Source organism: Novilysobacter viscosus, from assembly GCF_046600715.1.
GTDB lineage: Bacteria > Pseudomonadota > Gammaproteobacteria > Xanthomonadales > Xanthomonadaceae > Lysobacter_C > Lysobacter_C viscosus.
This window is the reverse complement of record NZ_JBJMAV010000005.1, coordinates 88,771-103,878: the sequence shown is the minus strand read 5'-3', so window position 1 is coordinate 103,878 and position 15,108 is coordinate 88,771. Positions and strand designations below refer to the sequence as shown.

The 15,108-nt window shown below is 69.7% G+C and carries 13 protein-coding genes; 4 read left to right on the top strand and 9 right to left on the bottom strand.

What is annotated here, in order from left to right; translation table 11 throughout:
* Positions 1–30 precede the first annotated feature (30 nt).
* The 3 genes from ACJQWL_RS09325 to ACJQWL_RS09315 are packed head-to-tail and all read left to right on the top strand — an operon-like array spanning position 31 to position 3,275.
* Positions 31–723: an ABC transporter ATP-binding protein gene (locus ACJQWL_RS09325; protein WP_330969499.1), complete on the top strand. Its 693-nt coding sequence runs from the start codon at positions 31–33 to the stop codon at positions 721–723.
* Between the two features lie 56 nt (positions 724–779).
* Positions 780–1,937, top strand: a complete 1,158-nt coding sequence (locus ACJQWL_RS09320; protein ID WP_330969486.1) for an ABC transporter permease — start codon at positions 780–782, stop codon at positions 1,935–1,937.
* 21 nt (positions 1,938–1,958) lie between these two features.
* On the top strand, positions 1,959–3,275 hold the full coding sequence (locus ACJQWL_RS09315) for an ABC transporter permease (protein WP_411300861.1): 1,317 nt from the start codon (positions 1,959–1,961) through the stop codon (positions 3,273–3,275).
* 22 nt (positions 3,276–3,297) lie between these two features.
* Here the strand turns inward: ACJQWL_RS09315 and rarD are convergent, their stop codons facing one another.
* The 6 genes from rarD to ACJQWL_RS09285 form a co-directional block, all read right to left on the bottom strand.
* Entirely contained in the window at positions 3,298–4,206 is a 909-nt protein-coding gene (gene rarD, locus ACJQWL_RS09310) for an EamA family transporter RarD (protein WP_330969485.1), read from the bottom strand.
* Positions 4,203–5,135, bottom strand: a complete 933-nt coding sequence (gene yedA, locus ACJQWL_RS09305; protein WP_330969484.1) for a drug/metabolite exporter YedA — start codon at positions 5,133–5,135, stop codon at positions 4,203–4,205. The genes rarD and yedA overlap by 4 nt, the downstream gene beginning before the upstream one ends.
* Before the next feature lie 193 nt (positions 5,136–5,328).
* The gene (locus ACJQWL_RS09300) at positions 5,329–7,581 is read right to left on the bottom strand and encodes a carboxy terminal-processing peptidase (RefSeq protein ID WP_411300860.1); all 2,253 of its coding nucleotides are present in this window, start codon (positions 7,579–7,581) and stop codon (positions 5,329–5,331) included.
* A gap of 294 nt (positions 7,582–7,875) precedes the next feature.
* Positions 7,876–8,889, bottom strand: a complete 1,014-nt coding sequence (lipA, locus tag ACJQWL_RS09295; protein WP_330969483.1) for a lipoyl synthase — start codon at positions 8,887–8,889, stop codon at positions 7,876–7,878.
* Positions 8,890–9,027: 138 nt separating this feature from the next.
* On the bottom strand, positions 9,028–9,717 hold the full coding sequence (lipB, locus tag ACJQWL_RS09290) for a lipoyl(octanoyl) transferase LipB (protein WP_411300859.1): 690 nt from the start codon (positions 9,715–9,717) through the stop codon (positions 9,028–9,030).
* On the bottom strand, positions 9,705–9,983 hold the full coding sequence (locus tag ACJQWL_RS09285) for a DUF493 family protein (RefSeq protein WP_330969482.1): 279 nt from the start codon (positions 9,981–9,983) through the stop codon (positions 9,705–9,707). The genes lipB and ACJQWL_RS09285 overlap by 13 nt, the downstream gene beginning before the upstream one ends.
* A gap of 122 nt (positions 9,984–10,105) precedes the next feature.
* Here ACJQWL_RS09285 and ACJQWL_RS09280 point away from each other — a divergent pair, with 122 nt between their 5' ends.
* On the top strand, positions 10,106–11,071 hold the full coding sequence (locus ACJQWL_RS09280) for a CsgG/HfaB family protein (protein WP_330969481.1): 966 nt from the start codon (positions 10,106–10,108) through the stop codon (positions 11,069–11,071).
* Between the two features lie 106 nt (positions 11,072–11,177).
* Here ACJQWL_RS09280 and ACJQWL_RS09275 read toward each other — a convergent pair whose 3' ends face one another.
* From ACJQWL_RS09275 to mltB, 3 genes are all read right to left on the bottom strand, one after another.
* Complete coding sequence (locus tag ACJQWL_RS09275) at positions 11,178–12,389, bottom strand: D-alanyl-D-alanine carboxypeptidase family protein (protein WP_330969480.1); 1,212 nt, start codon at positions 12,387–12,389, stop codon at positions 11,178–11,180.
* Positions 12,390–12,463: 74 nt separating this feature from the next.
* Positions 12,464–13,837, bottom strand: a complete 1,374-nt coding sequence (locus tag ACJQWL_RS09270; protein WP_330969496.1) for a septal ring lytic transglycosylase RlpA family protein — start codon at positions 13,835–13,837, stop codon at positions 12,464–12,466.
* Positions 13,834–15,036 (bottom strand): lytic murein transglycosylase B, encoded by a 1,203-nt coding sequence (mltB, locus tag ACJQWL_RS09265; protein ID WP_411300858.1) that lies wholly within the window; start codon positions 15,034–15,036, stop codon positions 13,834–13,836. Before mltB ends, ACJQWL_RS09270 begins: the two co-directional genes overlap by 4 nt.
* Between the last annotated feature and the right edge of the window lie 72 nt (positions 15,037–15,108).

The following is a 15,108-nucleotide window of genomic DNA, read 5'->3' as shown; positions in this document are numbered from 1 at the left end:
CCCACCGAATCCGAACCCGGGGAACCCGCCATGTCACTGGTCACCATCCGCAACCTCACCAAGGCCTACCAGCGCGGGCCCGAAACCGTCGAAGTGCTGCACGGCATCGACCTGGACATCCCGCAGGGCGATTTCGTCGCGCTGATGGGGCCCTCGGGGTCGGGCAAGACCACCCTGCTGAACCTGATCGGCGGGCTGGACTCGCCCAGCGGCGGCGAGATCGACATCGAAGGCCAGCGCATCGACCGGATGGGCGCGGGGCAGCTCTCGCAATGGCGCAGCGACCACGTCGGCTTCGTGTTCCAGTTCTACAACCTGATGCCCACGCTCAGTGCGCAGAAGAACGTCGAGCTGCCGCTGCTGCTGACCCGGCTGTCCGCCGCGCAGCGCAAGCGCAACGCCGAGATCGCGCTGGAGCTGGTCGGCCTCAAGGACCGCGGCAAGCACCGCCCCAACGAACTCTCGGGCGGCCAGCAGCAGCGCGTCGCGATTGCCCGCGCGATCGTGTCCGACCCCACGCTGCTGATCTGCGACGAGCCCACTGGTGACCTGGACCGGCAGTCGGCGGAGGAGATCCTCGCCCTGCTGCAGAGCCTCAACCGCGACCACGGCAAGACCATCGTGATGGTGACCCACGACCCCAAGGCCGCCGACCACGCGCGCCGGACGATCCATCTGGACAAGGGCACGCTGGCCGTCGAAGGCGCGGCGCTGGCGCACTGATCCGATGCCCTCCCGTGCCGCGCACGGGAGGTGGTCGAACGCACAAGGAAGCCATCATGAAATACCTGCACCTGATCTGGGCCGCACTGTTCCGCAGCAAGACCCGCACGTTCCTGACGCTGCTGTCGGTGGTCGCCGCGTTCCTGCTGTTCGGGATGCTCGACTCGGTGCGCGTGGCGTTCAATGCGGGCGGCAGCGTCGCCGGCGCCGACCGCATGGTCGTCGCATCGCGCCTGTCGATCACCCAGATGCTGCCCTACCGCCTGCTGTCGCAGATCGAAGCCGTCGACGGCGTCGAGGAGGTGTCCTACGCGGCCTGGTTCGGCGGCATCTACCGGGACCCGAAGAACTTCTTCCCCAACTTCTCGATCGGTCCGGACTACTTCGACCTGTATCCGGAGTACCGGATCGCCGGCGAGCAGATGGCGGCGTTCGAGGCGGACCGCACCGGCGCGGTGGTGGGCCGCGCGCTGGCCGATCGCCACGGCTGGAAGGTCGGCGACACCATTCCCCTGCAGGCGACGATCTTCCCCCGCGGCGGCGACAACGCGTGGCCGCTGACGTTGCGCGCCATCTTCGACGTTGCCGACAGCAAGCGCCGCGGCGAGGAGAACCAGCTGCTGTTCCACTGGGCGTACTTCGACGAGGCCAACGACTACGTCAAGGGCAAGGTCGGCTGGTACATGGTCAAGCTGACCGACGCGGGCGACGCGACAGCGGTGGCGCGTGCAATCGACGCGCTCAGCGAGAACTCCGACCACGAAACCAAGACCCAGACCGAGCAGGCGTTCAACCAGGCCTTTGCCAAGCAGTTCGCCGACATCGGTTTGATCGTCACCGCGATCATGGGCGCGGTGTTCTTCACCCTGCTGCTGTTGACCGGCAACACCATGGCGCAGGCGGTGCGCGAACGCATCCCCGAGCTGGCGGTGCTGAAGACGATCGGCTTCTCCAACCGCAGCGTGCTGATGCTGGTGCTGGCCGAGTCGGTGCTGCTGCTGGTGCTGGGCGGTGCGATCGGACTGGGCATTGCCGCGGCGATCATGCCCGCGGTGGGTGCGGCCAGCGGCGGGATGATCCAGTTGCCGGGCGTTCCCGGCCAGACCTGGGCCGTCGGCCTGGCACTGATGGCGGCGATCGGCGTGCTGGTCGGCCTGTTGCCGGCGTTGCGCGCGATGCGGCTGAACATCGTCGACGCGCTGGCCGGCCGCTGACACCACCACGGAGAACAGGCAATGAAAGGCATGAAGAAGTGGCTGGTGAACCTCGGCATCCTGCTCGCGCTGGTCGCCGGGCTGGTCGCCTGGACGATGGCGCCGTGGCAGGCCGTGCTCGGCGCGGTGGTGCTGCTGGCGTTGTGGCTGGCGCTGACCCGGCGCGGGCGGCAGGCGCTGGCGGTGGCGGGGGTCGGGCTGGCCAGCCTGCCCCAGCGCTGGGGCGCGTCCAGCGTGATCGTGATCGGCATCGCCGGGGTGGTCGGGGTGCTGGTGGCGATGCTGGCAATGGGCGAAGGGTTCCAGGCCACGTTGCAGCAGACCGGCAGCGAAAGCACCGCGATCATCCTGCGCGGGGGCTCGCAGGCCGAGACCAATTCGGTCATCACCCGCGACCAGGTGCCGCTGGTCGGCAGCCTGGCCGGTATCGCCAAGGCCGATGACGGGCGCGGACAGGTCTCGCCGGAGCTTTCGCAGGTCATCAACCTGGTCAGCAAGGGCGACGGCATGGACGCCAATGCACAGCTGCGTGGGGTCGGCCCGCAGGGCTGGGCGTTGCGGCCGCAGGTGGAGATCGTGGAGGGCCGCAGGTTCGAACCGGGACTGCGCGAACTGGTCGTGGGCCAAGGTGCCCAAACCAAGTTCGAGGGGCTGGAAGTCGGGCGTTCGATCGAACTGGTCAACCAGGACTGGACCGTGGTGGGCGTGTTCGCTTCCGGCGACTCGCACGATTCGGAACTGTGGGCCGACGGCGAGACGCTCGCGTCCACCTACAACCGCACCTCGTTCCAGTCGATCACCGTCGGCCTGGATGGCAAGGAGGGCTTCGACCGGCTCAAGGCCGCGCTTGCGGGCGACCCCCGCTTGAAGCTGGACGTGCAGACCACGCGCGACTACTACGCCAAGCAGTCCGAGGGCCTGACCAAGCTGATCACCATCCTGGGCACGGTGATCGGCGCGATCATGGCCATCGGCGCGGTGTTCGGCGCACTCAACACCATGTATGCGGCGGTCGCCGGGCGCGCGCGCGAGATCGCGACGATGCGGGCGCTGGGGTTCCGCGGGGTGCCGGTGGTGGTGGCGGTGATGCTGGAGACGATGCTGCTCGCGCTGCTTGGCGGCGTGCTGGGCGCGGCACTGGCGTGGGTGATCTTCAACGGCTACAGCGTCAGCACCCTGGGCCAGAACTTCAGCCAGGTGGTGTTCCAGTTCCAGGTATCGCCCGAGCTGCTGTGGACCGGGCTGAAGTGGGCGCTGGGCATCGGCCTGGTCGGCGGGCTGTTCCCGGCACTGCGCGCGGCGCGCATGCCGGTCACCGACGCATTGCGCGCGGCGTAATGTCCCACCGCGGCGGTGGCGGTCAGCCGGCCGTCACCGCCGGTCGGCGTGACCGCAATAGGCCGTCGACCGCGTACACCGCCAGCGCAATCCAGATCAGCACGAAGCCGACTACCCGGTCGCGGCCGAACGGCTCGCCCAGCACCGCCACCCCGCACACCAGTTGCAAGGTGGGGGCCAGGTACTGCAGCACCCCCACGGTGGACAGCGGCACGCGACGCACTGCATAGGCGAAGCCGATCAGCGGGAGCGCGGTCAGCGCGCCCCCCAGCACCAGCAATGCATCCGTCCACGGCCACCAGGCGTCCAGAACGTGGCCCTGCCCGGTCGACTCGCCCCACAGCAGCAAGGCCAGCGCGGGCAGCAGCAGGTAGCCGCTTTCGATGCCCAGGCCGGGCAGCGAGTCGATCGCGGTCATCTTGCGGATGAAGCCGTACATCGCGAACGAGCCGGCCAGTACCAGTGCGATCCAGGGGAAGCTGCCGTAGTTGAAGGTCAGCCACAGCACGCCGGTTGTGGCGATGGCCACGGCCACCCACTGAGCGCTGCGCAGCCGCTCGCGCAGCAGCACCACGCCCAGGACCACGTTGAGCAGGGGGTTGATGAAGTACCCCAGGCTGGTCTCGACCACATGCCCGGCGTTGACGGCCCAGATGTACAGGCCCCAGTTGAAGGCGATGAACACCCCGCTCAACGCCAGCAGCCCGGCCAGTCGCGGCTGCTCGCGTACCGCCCGCAGCCAGCGCGCGCCGTGCTTGAAGAACAGCCAGCCCAGCACCAGCACCGCGCTCCAGACGATCCGGTGGGCGATGATCTGCAGCGACGGCACCGCTTTCAGCAAATGCCAGTAAAGCGGCATCAGTCCCCAGATGACGAACGCCCCCGTCGCCATCCACAGCCCGCGCCGGTAGTCGGTCATTCCCGCGTTCATGCCGGCGGCTCCGACGGCGTCGCCGGCACGATCGGCCGCCCGCGGCGCGCCTTGGCCACGGTAATGATCGCCACGCCGGCCAGGATCACCGCCATCGCACCCAGGTCGCTCGCGGTGAACACCTCCCCGGCGATCACCGCGCCGAACAGCACCGCGATGGGCGGGTTGACGTAGGCGTAGCTGGTGGCCAGCGCAGGCCGCACGTGGTGCAGCAGCCAGATGTAGGCGGTGAAGCCGAAGATCGACCCGGCAACGACCAGCCACATCAGGGCGGCGGTGGCCTGCAGCGTCGGCATCGCGGTGATCCGTTCGCCGGCGACCAGCGCGGCCAGCAGCATCCATCCGCTGCCCGCGATCATCTGCCCGGCCGCCGACATGAAGGGCGCGGGCAGGTCCTGGTCACGGCTCCAGATCGATCCCCACGCCCACGCGATGGGGGCGATCGTCAGGCACACCAGGCCCAGGGTGGATGCCGACAGGTTGCTGCCGGCGTTGAGCCACGCCACGCCGGCGAAGCCCACCACCAGGCCGATCCACTCCGAACCCGTCGGGTGGCGACCGCGCAGCATCGCGAACACGCCGGCGAACAGCGGCATCGACGCCACCGCGATGGCCGCCATGCCCGACCCGACCTCGGTCTCGGCCAGGTTCACCAGCCCGTTGGACAGCAGCACCATGAAGATCGACAACACCACCAGCGTGCGCCACTGCCTGGACGTGGGCGGGGTTGCGCCGCGCAGCCGCAGCACCGCGTACATCAGCGCGCCGGCAGTGGCCATGCGAAACGCCCCGAGCAGGAACGGGGGGTAGCTTTCCAGTGCGTAACGGATCGCCAGGTAGGTGGACCCCCAGAGCACGTACACCGAAGCCAGCGCCAGGGCCACGGCGAGGCCGCGTGCGGCAGGCAGCGGCATGGATGACGCGTTCATGGTCACCGGCGGGCTCGCTGGGGAACGGTCGGCACCGGACGGCGCCGCGAGGCGGGAGGATACGGGAGCCACGCGGTCGTGCGCAGCGAAGGGTGGCATTCGGGGCTGCAAGGCGCGGGACGCAGCGTTTCAGCGCCAAGACGACCGCGGGCACCCGAAGGTGCCCGCGGCGAGGACATCGGAACGCCGACCGTCAGTCGGCCCAGTGGCCCGGCGTATCGACCTGCTGCAGCACCTGCGCCGACAGCTGGTCGTCACTGGCCAGCAGCTGGATGGCGTCGGCCAGGATCGAGGCGGATTCGCGCAGCAGCGGATCCGGGCGGTCCTCGGCCAGCTTCTCGCGCTGCGCATCGCGGACGATGTCGCGCTCGGACGCGGCCAGCCCGTCGTCGGCCGCATCCTCGGCCAGCGGATCCAGCGCCAGGCCCAGCTCCTTGCGGATCGCCTGGCGCTGCTGCCGCTTGGCCTCGTTGCGGTCGCGCTCGGCGCGGCGCTCGGCCTCGTTCAGGCTGATCCAGGTCTTGGCGCTTTCCTCGCGGAACTGCGCCACGTCCTCGGTCCACCACTGGAACTCGCGGTCCTTCGCCACGCGCGTCTCGTGCAGCGTTTCCAGTTGCGGGAGCAGCGGCTGGAAGTCGCCGTAGCGCGTGTGCGGCACCGCGGCGATCTTGGTCCACGGCAGCGCGTTGTCGTAGGTGCTCTCGCCGTATTCGGTGGCGTCGACCGAGGCCGGGAACTGGATGTCGGGCACCACGCCCTTGTTCTGGGTGGAACCGCCGCTGACCCGGAAGAACTGCGCGATGGTCAGCTTGAGCTGGCCGAATCGGGCCTCCTCGTTGGCCGGCCAGCGGTCCAGGTCGAGCAGGTTCTGCACCGTGCCCTTGCCGAAGGTGGTCTCGCCGATCACCAGCCCGCGACCGTAGTCCTGGATGGCACCGGCGAAGATCTCCGAGGCCGAGGCCGAGCCGCGGTTGATCAGCACCGCGAGCGGGCCTTCCCAGGCGATGCCGGCATCGCTGTCGCCCTCGACGCTGACCCGGCCGCTGGATTCACGCACCTGCACCACCGGTCCGCGGTCGATGAACAGGCCGGTGAGCTCGATCGCCTCGGTCAGCGAACCGCCGCCGTTGTTGCGCAGGTCCAGCACCACGCCGTCCACGTCCTGGGTGCCAAGCTCCTCGAGCAGGCGGGCGACGTCGCGGGTGGCCGAAGCGTACTCGCCGTTGTTCTTGCGGCGGCCTTCGAAGTCCTGGTAGAAGCCCGGCAGCTCGATCACGCCGATGCGCTGGCCGGCCGTGCCGTCACTGCCCGGGATCTCCAGCACCTTGGCCTTGGCGGCCTGGTCTTCCAGCCGGACCTTGTCGCGCACCAGCACCACGCGGCTGGGCGGGCTGTCCAGGCCCATCTCGGCCGGAATCACGTCCAGCCGCACGCGGGTGCCCTTCTTGCCGCGGATCTTGGCCACCACATCGTCGATGCGCCAGCCGATCACGTCTTCCATCGGGCCACTGTCGCCCTGTCCGACCGCGACCACGCGGTCGCCGGGCTTGACCTTGCCCGAACTCCCGGCCGGGCCACCCGGCACGATCTCGCGGATCGCAACCACGTCGTCCTGCTTCTGCAGCACCGCGCCGATGCCCTCCAGCGACAACGACATCGACAGGTTGAAATTGTCGGCCGAGCGCGGGGTCAGGTAGTCGGTGTGCGGGTCGATCGCGTTGGCGTAGCTGTTGAGGAAGGTCTGGAACACGTCCTCGCCCTTGAGCTCGGCCACGCTCTGGGCGAGGTTCTCGTAGCGCTTGTCCAGCGTCTTGCGGATGTCCGCGCCGTCCTTTCCGGCCAGCTTCAGGCGCAGCCAGTCGTTGCGCACGGACTGGGTCCACAGCGCGTCAAGCTCGGCGGCGTCCTTGGGCCACGGGGCATCCTCGCGGTCGTACTCGAAGCGGTCGTCGCCCTCGAAGGTGAACAGGTCGCGCTTGAGCAGGCCGCGGGCGAAGGCCACGCGGTCTTCCACGCGCTCGCGATAGGTCGCGAAGATGGCGTACGCCGGATCCAGCTCGCCGCTCTTGAGCGCATCGTCCAGGCGGGTTTCGTAACGGTCGAAGCCGGCGATGTCCCCGGCGGTGAAGAACTGCCTGCCGCCGTCGAGCGTCTCCAGGTAGCGCCGGTACATGTCCGCCGACAGCGCATCGTCCAACGGCAGCGGCCGGTATGCGTAACGGCTGTCGGACAGCACGCCGTAGACGTACTTGGCGGCGATGGTCTGGTCTTCGGTCGGCCCGCCGGGCAGTTGCAGCGCGCCCGGGTCGCGGGCCGGCGCACGGCTCGCGGTCGCGTCCGCGGCCGGCGTGGCGCCGGGCACGGACTGCGTCGCACCATTGTCGCTGGCGAGCAGCGCCAGCGGCGCGGCCAGCAGGAAGGCTAGGAGGGTCGTCTTCGGAGTCATCGGCAAGATATCCGGCCGTGGGAGGCCTGGTCGCAGGTGGGGGCCCTGCCGGGCGGTGGTCGAGGCAGCCGGCGGCGGATCGGCCGTTGGCAGCATGCGACGGGATGGGACCGCCCCACAGTGCCGAAAGTTGCAGTGCCTGTCACGTCGAATGGGGCCGTTGGCGGACACCGGCATCGCAACGGTTCAGCTGGGGCCAGCATCGCCGGCATGCCGTTACCGGCGCGTTACGCGAACGCCGGCCTTCCTCGGCCAAGGCGGCCTGGCTTTAACCGGGACGAACCGCCGCGCGCATCAGGCGCCGATCGCCATTCCCGCTTCGGCCGCCGAACGGTCGGCGTGGTAGGACGAGCGCACCAGCGGACCGGATGCGACGTGAGTGAACCCCAGGCCGTTGCCGAAGTCCTCCAGCTGCTTGAACTCATCGGGCGTCCAGTAGCGCATCACCGGGTGGTGGTGGGCACTGGGCTGCAGGTACTGGCCGATGGTGATCATCTCGACATCGTGCGCGCGCAGGTCGCGCAGGGTCTGTTCGACCTGCTGCATCGTCTCGCCCAGCCCCAGCATGATCCCGGACTTGGTGACCACCTCGGGGTGCTGCGCCTTGAAGCGCTTTAGCAGGGTCAGCGACCACTGGTAGTCGGCGCCCGGGCGCACGTTGCGGTAGAGCTCGGGCACGGTCTCGACGTTGTGGTTGAACACGTCCGGCGGCTGCGCGGCGAAGATCTCCAGCGCACGGTCCATGCGTCCCTTGCCGCGGAAATCGGGGGTGAGGATCTCCACCCGGGTGGCCGGGCTGCTGGCGCGGATCGCGGCGATGCAGTCGACGAAGTGCTGGGCGCCGCCGTCACGCAGGTCGTCGCGGTCGACGCTGGTGACCACCACGTAGCGCAGGCCCATGTCGGCCACGGTCTGCGCCAGGGTCGCCGGCTCGCTGGCGTCGGGCGGCTTGGGCCGGCCGTGGGCGACATCGCAGAAGCTGCAGCGCCGCGTGCAGACCTCGCCCAGGATCATGAAGGTCGCGGTGCCGTGGCTGAAGCACTCGTGGATGTTGGGGCAGCTGGCCTCCTCGCAGACCGTCACTAGCCGATTTTCGCGCAGCTTGGCCTTGAGCTGCGCCACCGAGTTGCCCGACGGGATGCGCACCCGGATCCACGACGGCTTGCGCAGCACCGGCACGTCGGCGAACTGCACCGGCGAGCGGTTGATCTTCTCGCCCGCCACCTGCTTGACGCCCGGCTGCAGCGCGGCCGGTGCCTCGGTGCCGACGACGGCGAGCGGGATGGACTTGGTGGCGGTATCGGTCATGGGCTGCAGGAGGCCTGGATGTCGCTTCTCCGGCGGGAGGGAGAAGTGCCCAAAGGGCGGAAGGGAGGTGCGTCGCGATGGCGGTGACGATGAAGCGGCCTTCGCGCCACACCCGGCAGGGGCGCTGGGCTTGGCCGATCACGGCGCGGGCGGCGCGGCGTCCTCGAGATCCAGCCCGAACTGCGCCGCCACGTGCCCGACCAGCGCCGGCTTCACGGCGTCCAGCCCCGACGGGCCGCCCAAGTCTACCAGCGAGGTCACCTGCAGGCCTTCGAACCCGCAGGGATTGATCCGCTGGAAGGGCGAAAGATCCATCGCGATATTGAAGGCCAGGCCATGGAACGTACATCCGCGCCGGACCCGGATGCCCAGCGCCATCACCTTGGCCCCGTTCACGTAGATGCCGGGCGCGCCCTCGCGCCGCCGCCCCTCGATGTTCCAGTCGCCGAGGGTGTCGATGACCGCCTGCTCGATCCGGCATACGTACTCGCGCACGCCGACCTTCAGCCGGCGCAGGTCCAGCAACGGGTACAGCACCAGCTGGCCGGGGCCGTGGTAGGTGACCTGGCCGCCCCGGTCGACGTGCAGCACCGGGATGTCGCCCGGTGCCAGCACGTGCTCGGGCCTGCCGGCCTGGCCCAGGGTGAAGACCGGCTCGTGTTCGACCAGCCAGAGTTCGTCGGCGGTCGCTTCGTCGCGCGCGTCGGTGAATGCCTGCATCGCCCGCCAGACCGGCTCGTACGCCTGGCGACCCAGGTCACGCAACCGCGCGGTGGGCGGCGCGGGCACGACGGGGTCGGTGCCGGGCGGCGCGGCTACAGCGTCCACTTCACTTCCGGGTGGTCGCGCAGCACCCGGTGGGCGAGCTCGTACTGCTCGCGCGATTCGGCGCGGAAGGCGATGCGCACCGACACGTAGCGGCCATTGGAGGAGTGGTTCCAGCGGACCTGTTCGGTCAACACCTCGATGCCCGCGTCCAGCAGCCGGGTCGGCAGCAGGGTTTCCAGGTCCTTGTCCGCGGTGCCCATGGCCGACAGCTCGAAGGTGCCGGGGAACTGGAAGCCGTGCTCGGGGTTGTCGGAGGTGATGTCCATGCCCGCGATTATGGGTATCCTCCGCCCCCAACCCAAGCCGGGGGATGTCCGGCGCGGGTTGTGCATCGCGTTTAGCTCGGAAGCCTGGCGCACCTGCGCCCCACCACACACGGAAGATCACCATGATGCGAAACCCCGTACCTGCCATTGTTGCGCCCATCCGCCGCGCAGGCGCCCTCTCGCTCGCGGCCGCCGCGCTGCTGGCCCTGCCCCTGGCCGTCCAGGCCCAAAGTGCGCAGACGCAGCGCCAGGCCGCGCAGATACCGACCTGCAGCAAGCCACTGGGCACGCTGGCCGTGCTCGAACCCGACCACAACTGGTGGCGCAGCTACGATCTCGGCACGCCCACCGCGGTGATCAAGGTGTTCGTCAACAAGTCGCGCTGCTTCACCCTGGTGGACCGGGGCGCAGGCATGGCGGCGATGCAGGCCGAGCGCGAGCTGGCCTCGGGCGGCGACCTGCGCGGCGGTTCCAACCTGGGCAAGGGCCAGGTGCGCGCGGCGGACTACGTGATGGTTCCGGACATGATCTCCAACAACCGCAATGCGGGCGGCAGCAACATCGGCGGGCTGATCGGCGGGTTGCTGGGCAACAGCAAGGTCGGTGCGCTGGCGGGCGGGTTGAACCTCAAGCGCAAGACCGCCGACGTGGTTCTGACCCTGACCGACATGCGCTCCTCCGAGCAGGTCGCCATGACGGAGGGCCACTCGACCAAGACCGACCTGGGGTGGAGCGGCTCCGGGGCATTCTTCGGTGGCGGCCTGGGCCTGGGCGGCGCCAGCGGCTACTCCAACACCGAAATCGGCCAGGTCATCACCCTGGCCTACCTGCAGGCCTACACCGACATGGTCGCCCAGCTCGGTGGCCTGCCCGGCAATGCCTCGGCAGCCAACGTCGGCCAGGCGGTGTCGATGCGCCAGCCCGGGCGCCTGCTGGCCAGCGCCGACGGCGGGGCCGCGGTGCGCGATCTCAATGCCGGCGACATGCTGTACCCGACCGGCACCAGGCAGGGTGCGATGTGGGAAGTCGACGACGAGCTGGGCAACCGCGGCTGGGTGTCGTCGAACCTGTTCGAGCTGGCACGCTGAATCGCCAGCGGCCGTAGGGCGCACGCGGCGTCTCGCCACAGCGTGCTGCAAGACGAAGGGCCGGCTTTCGCCGGCCCTTTTCGATCCTGCAGACCGGTGGACCGGCCTACATCGAGTGCCACCACATCAGCAGTTCGTGCCACAGGCGCTTGAAGAAGCCCGCTTCCTCGATGCCGTCGATCGCCACCAGCGGTCGCTGTGCGATGACCTTGTCGTCCAGCATCACCTTCACCGTACCGATCGCCTGGCCCTTCTCGATCGGCGCCACCAGGATCGCGGGCACGTCCATCATCGGCTTGAGCTGCTCGTAGCGGCCGCGCGGCACCGTCACCAGCAGCGGTTCGGCCAGCCCCAGCCGGACTTCGTCGGCCTGTCCCTTCCACAGCTTCTGCTGCGCGACCTGCGCGCCGGCCTTGTACATCTCGTGGGTCTCGTAGAAACGGAAGCCCCAGTTGAGCAGTGCCTGGCTGTCGCGGGCGCGCTGCGACTCGGAGGTCGAGCCCATGACCACCGAGATCAGGCGCTGGTCGCCGCGCTTGGCCGAGGCCATCAGGCAGTAGCCGGCGGCGGAGGTGTGGCCGGTCTTGATGCCATCGACGCTGGCGTCGCGCCACAACAGCACGTTGCGGTTGGGCTGGGTGATGTTGCCGACGGTGAACTCCTTGATCTTGTTGTAGGAGTACGCCTCTGGGTAGTCGTGGATCAGCGCCCGGCCAAGCAGCGCGAGGTCGCGCGCGGTGGTGATGTGGCCCTCGCCAGGAAGGCCGGTGGCGTTGACGAAGTGGCTGGCCTTCATGCCGATGCGCTCGGCGTACTGGTTCATCAGCGCGGCGAAGGCCTGCTCGCTGCCGGCGACGTGCTCGGCCAGCGCGATGGCGGCGTCGTTGCCGGACTGCACCACCATGCCCTTTTCCATCTCCAGCAGCGGCGCGCTCTGGTTGACCTCGAAGCCGGAGTAGCTGCCGTCGGTGCCGGCGCCGCCGGTGCGCCAGGCGTTCTCGGTCATCATGACCTGGTCGTCCCGCGACACCTTGCCGGCGGCCATCTCGGCGGCAATGACGTAGCTGGTCATCACCTTGGTGATGCTGGCCGGCTCGAGTTGCTGGTCGATGTTCTCGCCCGCCAGCACGTTGCCGCTGACCGCATCCATCAGTACCCAGGCGGTGCCGACGACCTCAGGAGGCGGCGGCACGGGCAGTGCGTCGCTGGCCGGCCGCTGCGAGGTGGCAGGCTGGGGCGTGGCGGGCTGCGGCGATTGTGCAAGTGCCAGGCCGACCGCGAAGGTGGCCAGGGTGGCGAGGACGAGACGGGATTTCATGGTTCAACGACTCCGCGGGCCGGCGCACGGCCGGGAATGATCAGATGGGAAACGGGCGCGCTCAACGGATGCGCTCAATCGACGACCCGCTGCGGCGGGCCGAAGCCCAGCCCGGCGATGCGCGCCGACAGCGCCGGCACCGCCGAGGCCGCCAGTGGGCCGATGCGCAGGCGCCACACCGGACGACCGGCGGACAGCCCGTCCAGGACATGCGCGCCGTCGACGCCGGCACCACGCAACATCGCCAGCGCCCGGTCGGCATTGCCGCGGGCCGAGAACGCGGCCACCTGCAGGGTGACGCCGCCTGCCGCCGGTGCGGGTGCGGGCGCGGGTGCAGGCATCGCGGCCGGCGCCGCCAGCCGTGTCGGCGGCAGGGTATGCCCGGCACCCGGCGTGGCGCCCTGCTGCGATGCCGCGACCGCCGACACCGGCGTACCGGGCTGGCCGGTGGCCACGCGAACCTGTCGCGTGCGCATCCACGCATCGAACTCGTCGGCGGTCATGGCACGACCGTCCTGGCGCATGTCGAAGCGGTAATCCGGAGGCAGTGGCTGCGCGACAGCGGGCGCCGGCACCTGGACGCCGGCAGTGGCCGGTGCAGTGCCAGTGTCCGCAGATGGCTGCGCCATCGACGCGGGTCGGCCGGTGGCAACGCGCACCCCCGGCGGCAACTCGATGGCACCGGCCGCGCCGACCGGGATCGTCGCCACCAGGCGGTCCATCCCGGTCGCTGCCGCTCCGGTGGCTGCGGGCGGCCGCGCGGGGGTGGCCGCCAGCACGGTCCCGGCATCCTGCGGCGTCAGTGCGCGCACTTCGACCCGGGCGGTGCCATGGCGGACGAAGTCGAGCTTGACCGCCGCCGCATAGCTCAGGTCGATCACGCGGCCCTCGTGGAAGGGGCCGCGGTCATTGACGCGCACCACTACGGACTTGCCGTTGTCGAGGTTGGTCACGCGCGCGAAGCTGGGCAACGGCAGCGTTTTGTGCGCGGCGGTGAAGGCGTACATGTCGTACACCTCCAGGTTGGAGGTACGGCGGCCGTGGAACTTGTTGCCGTAATACGACGCGCGACCCTGCTCGACATAACCCCGCTGGTCGTCCATCACACGGTAGGTCCTGCCCAGCACCGCATAGCTGGCACGGTTTCCCACCTTGGAGCGCGGCAGGTCGACCACTTGTGGCTCCGGTATGCAGGCGACGTCGGGCACATGGGCCGGCGTGGTGTCGGCGACACCGGGCTTGTACAGGCCACCGGCGACGTAGTCCCCCCGCGTGGCCGGATCTTCCTGGGCAGGCGCGTACGGCGAGCCGTCGCATTGCCCCGGCTGCAGCGCTTCCTGGCTGACGGCAGCGGTCCCGGCCAACGGCGCGGGCTCGGAGGCGCGCTTGGGGGCGCCGGCGCAGGCCGCCAGGCCCAGCACCAGGGCGGCGGCAACCGCGGGCTTCATGCGCCGTCGTGGGCCGCGCGGGCGGCGTTGCCGGCCAGCGGGTTCTCGCGGCCGGCGATGGCCTCGGACAACTGGAACACCGCCATCGCGTAGTGCTTGGAGATGTTGTAACGGGTGATCGCGTAGAAGTTGTCGAAGCCCAGCCAGTGCTCGCGACCGGACACGCCGTCGAGGTTGATCAACAGCGCCGGCTCGTCCGGTGCGATGGACGCGGCGGTCGGCCGGTAGCCCATCTGCGCCAGCTGCGCGACGGTCATGTCGGGATACAACCCCTCGGGCTCGAAATCCCGTGCATCCGACGCGCGGGTGGCGCGCACCGCGACCGGGCCGCCCCGGGTCCAGCCGCCCTTCTCCACGAAGTAGTTGGCGATCGATGCGAACACGTCATCGGTGTTGTTGAACAGATCGATGCGGCCGTCGCCGTCGCCGTCGGCCGCGAACTCGCGGTAGCTCGAGGGCATGAACTGGCCCCAGCCCATGGCCCCGGCGTAGCTGCCCTTGAGCGTGGTGATGTCGAGCCGCTGCTCCTTGCCCAGCGCGAACAGCTGCGCCAGCTCGCCGCGGAAGAACGCCTCGCGCCGGTTCTCGCGGTCGGCCCGCGCGGGATCGCCGGTCCGCGGATAGGCGAAGGCCAGCGTGTACAGCGAATCGACCACCGGGTAGCTGCCGGCATTGGCGCCGTAGCTGGTCTCAACGCCGATGATGGCCACGATGATCTCGGCCGGCACCCCGGTACGCGACTCCACGCGTGCCAGTGCGTCGCGATTGCGCGCCATGAACGCCTGGCCGCCGTCGATGCGGGCCTGGCTGATGAAGATCGGGCGGTAATCGCGCCAGGGCTTGGCCTCGGCCGGGCGCGACATCGCCTTGATGATGCTCTCGCGCATTTCCGCCCCGGCAAGCACCGAACGGATGTGGGAGGGGTCGACACCGTATTTGTCGGCGGTATCGCGCACGAACGCGGCCTTGGCCTGCTCCAGCGGCATCGCCGGCAAGGGGTCGGGCAGCGGACTGGTGCCGGGCACCGGCGGCCGGGTGCGGGTCGGCTTCGCCATCGGCCGTGGCGCGGGCTGGGCGGCGGGTGCGGATTCGGCGTGCGTGGCCTCGGCCACCGGAGCCGGCGGCGCGGGCGTGGCGCATGCGCCCAGCACCAGCGAAATCGTGAACGGGAGGACGTTGCGGAAGGGCTTTGAAGTCATCGCGGCGAGGTTAGCACGCACCTTCCGATGCATGGCCGCGAGGGGCGTCGCAGCGTCCGTGTCGAGTCAGGT

Bases quoted from the DNA above. Each gene is read 5' to 3' on its own strand.
- ACJQWL_RS09325 (WP_330969499.1), top strand. From the start codon at position 31: ATGTCACTGGTCACCATCCGCAACCTCACCAAGGCCTACCAGCGCGGG.
- ACJQWL_RS09320 (WP_330969486.1), top strand. From the start codon at position 780: ATGAAATACCTGCACCTGATCTGGGCCGCACTGTTCCGCAGCAAGACC.
- ACJQWL_RS09315 (WP_411300861.1), top strand. From the start codon at position 1,959: ATGAAAGGCATGAAGAAGTGGCTGGTGAACCTCGGCATCCTGCTCGCG.
- rarD (WP_330969485.1), bottom strand. From the start codon at position 4,206: ATGAACGCGGGAATGACCGACTACCGGCGCGGGCTGTGGATGGCGACG.
- yedA (WP_330969484.1), bottom strand. From the start codon at position 5,135: ATGAACGCGTCATCCATGCCGCTGCCTGCCGCACGCGGCCTCGCCGTG.
- ACJQWL_RS09300 (WP_411300860.1), bottom strand. From the start codon at position 7,581: ATGACTCCGAAGACGACCCTCCTAGCCTTCCTGCTGGCCGCGCCGCTG.
- lipA (WP_330969483.1), bottom strand. From the start codon at position 8,889: ATGACCGATACCGCCACCAAGTCCATCCCGCTCGCCGTCGTCGGCACC.
- ACJQWL_RS09285 (WP_330969482.1), bottom strand. From the start codon at position 9,983: ATGGACATCACCTCCGACAACCCCGAGCACGGCTTCCAGTTCCCCGGC.
- ACJQWL_RS09280 (WP_330969481.1), top strand. From the start codon at position 10,106: ATGATGCGAAACCCCGTACCTGCCATTGTTGCGCCCATCCGCCGCGCA.
- ACJQWL_RS09275 (WP_330969480.1), bottom strand. From the start codon at position 12,389: ATGAAATCCCGTCTCGTCCTCGCCACCCTGGCCACCTTCGCGGTCGGC.
- ACJQWL_RS09270 (WP_330969496.1), bottom strand. From the start codon at position 13,837: ATGAAGCCCGCGGTTGCCGCCGCCCTGGTGCTGGGCCTGGCGGCCTGC.
- mltB (WP_411300858.1), bottom strand. From the start codon at position 15,036: ATGACTTCAAAGCCCTTCCGCAACGTCCTCCCGTTCACGATTTCGCTG.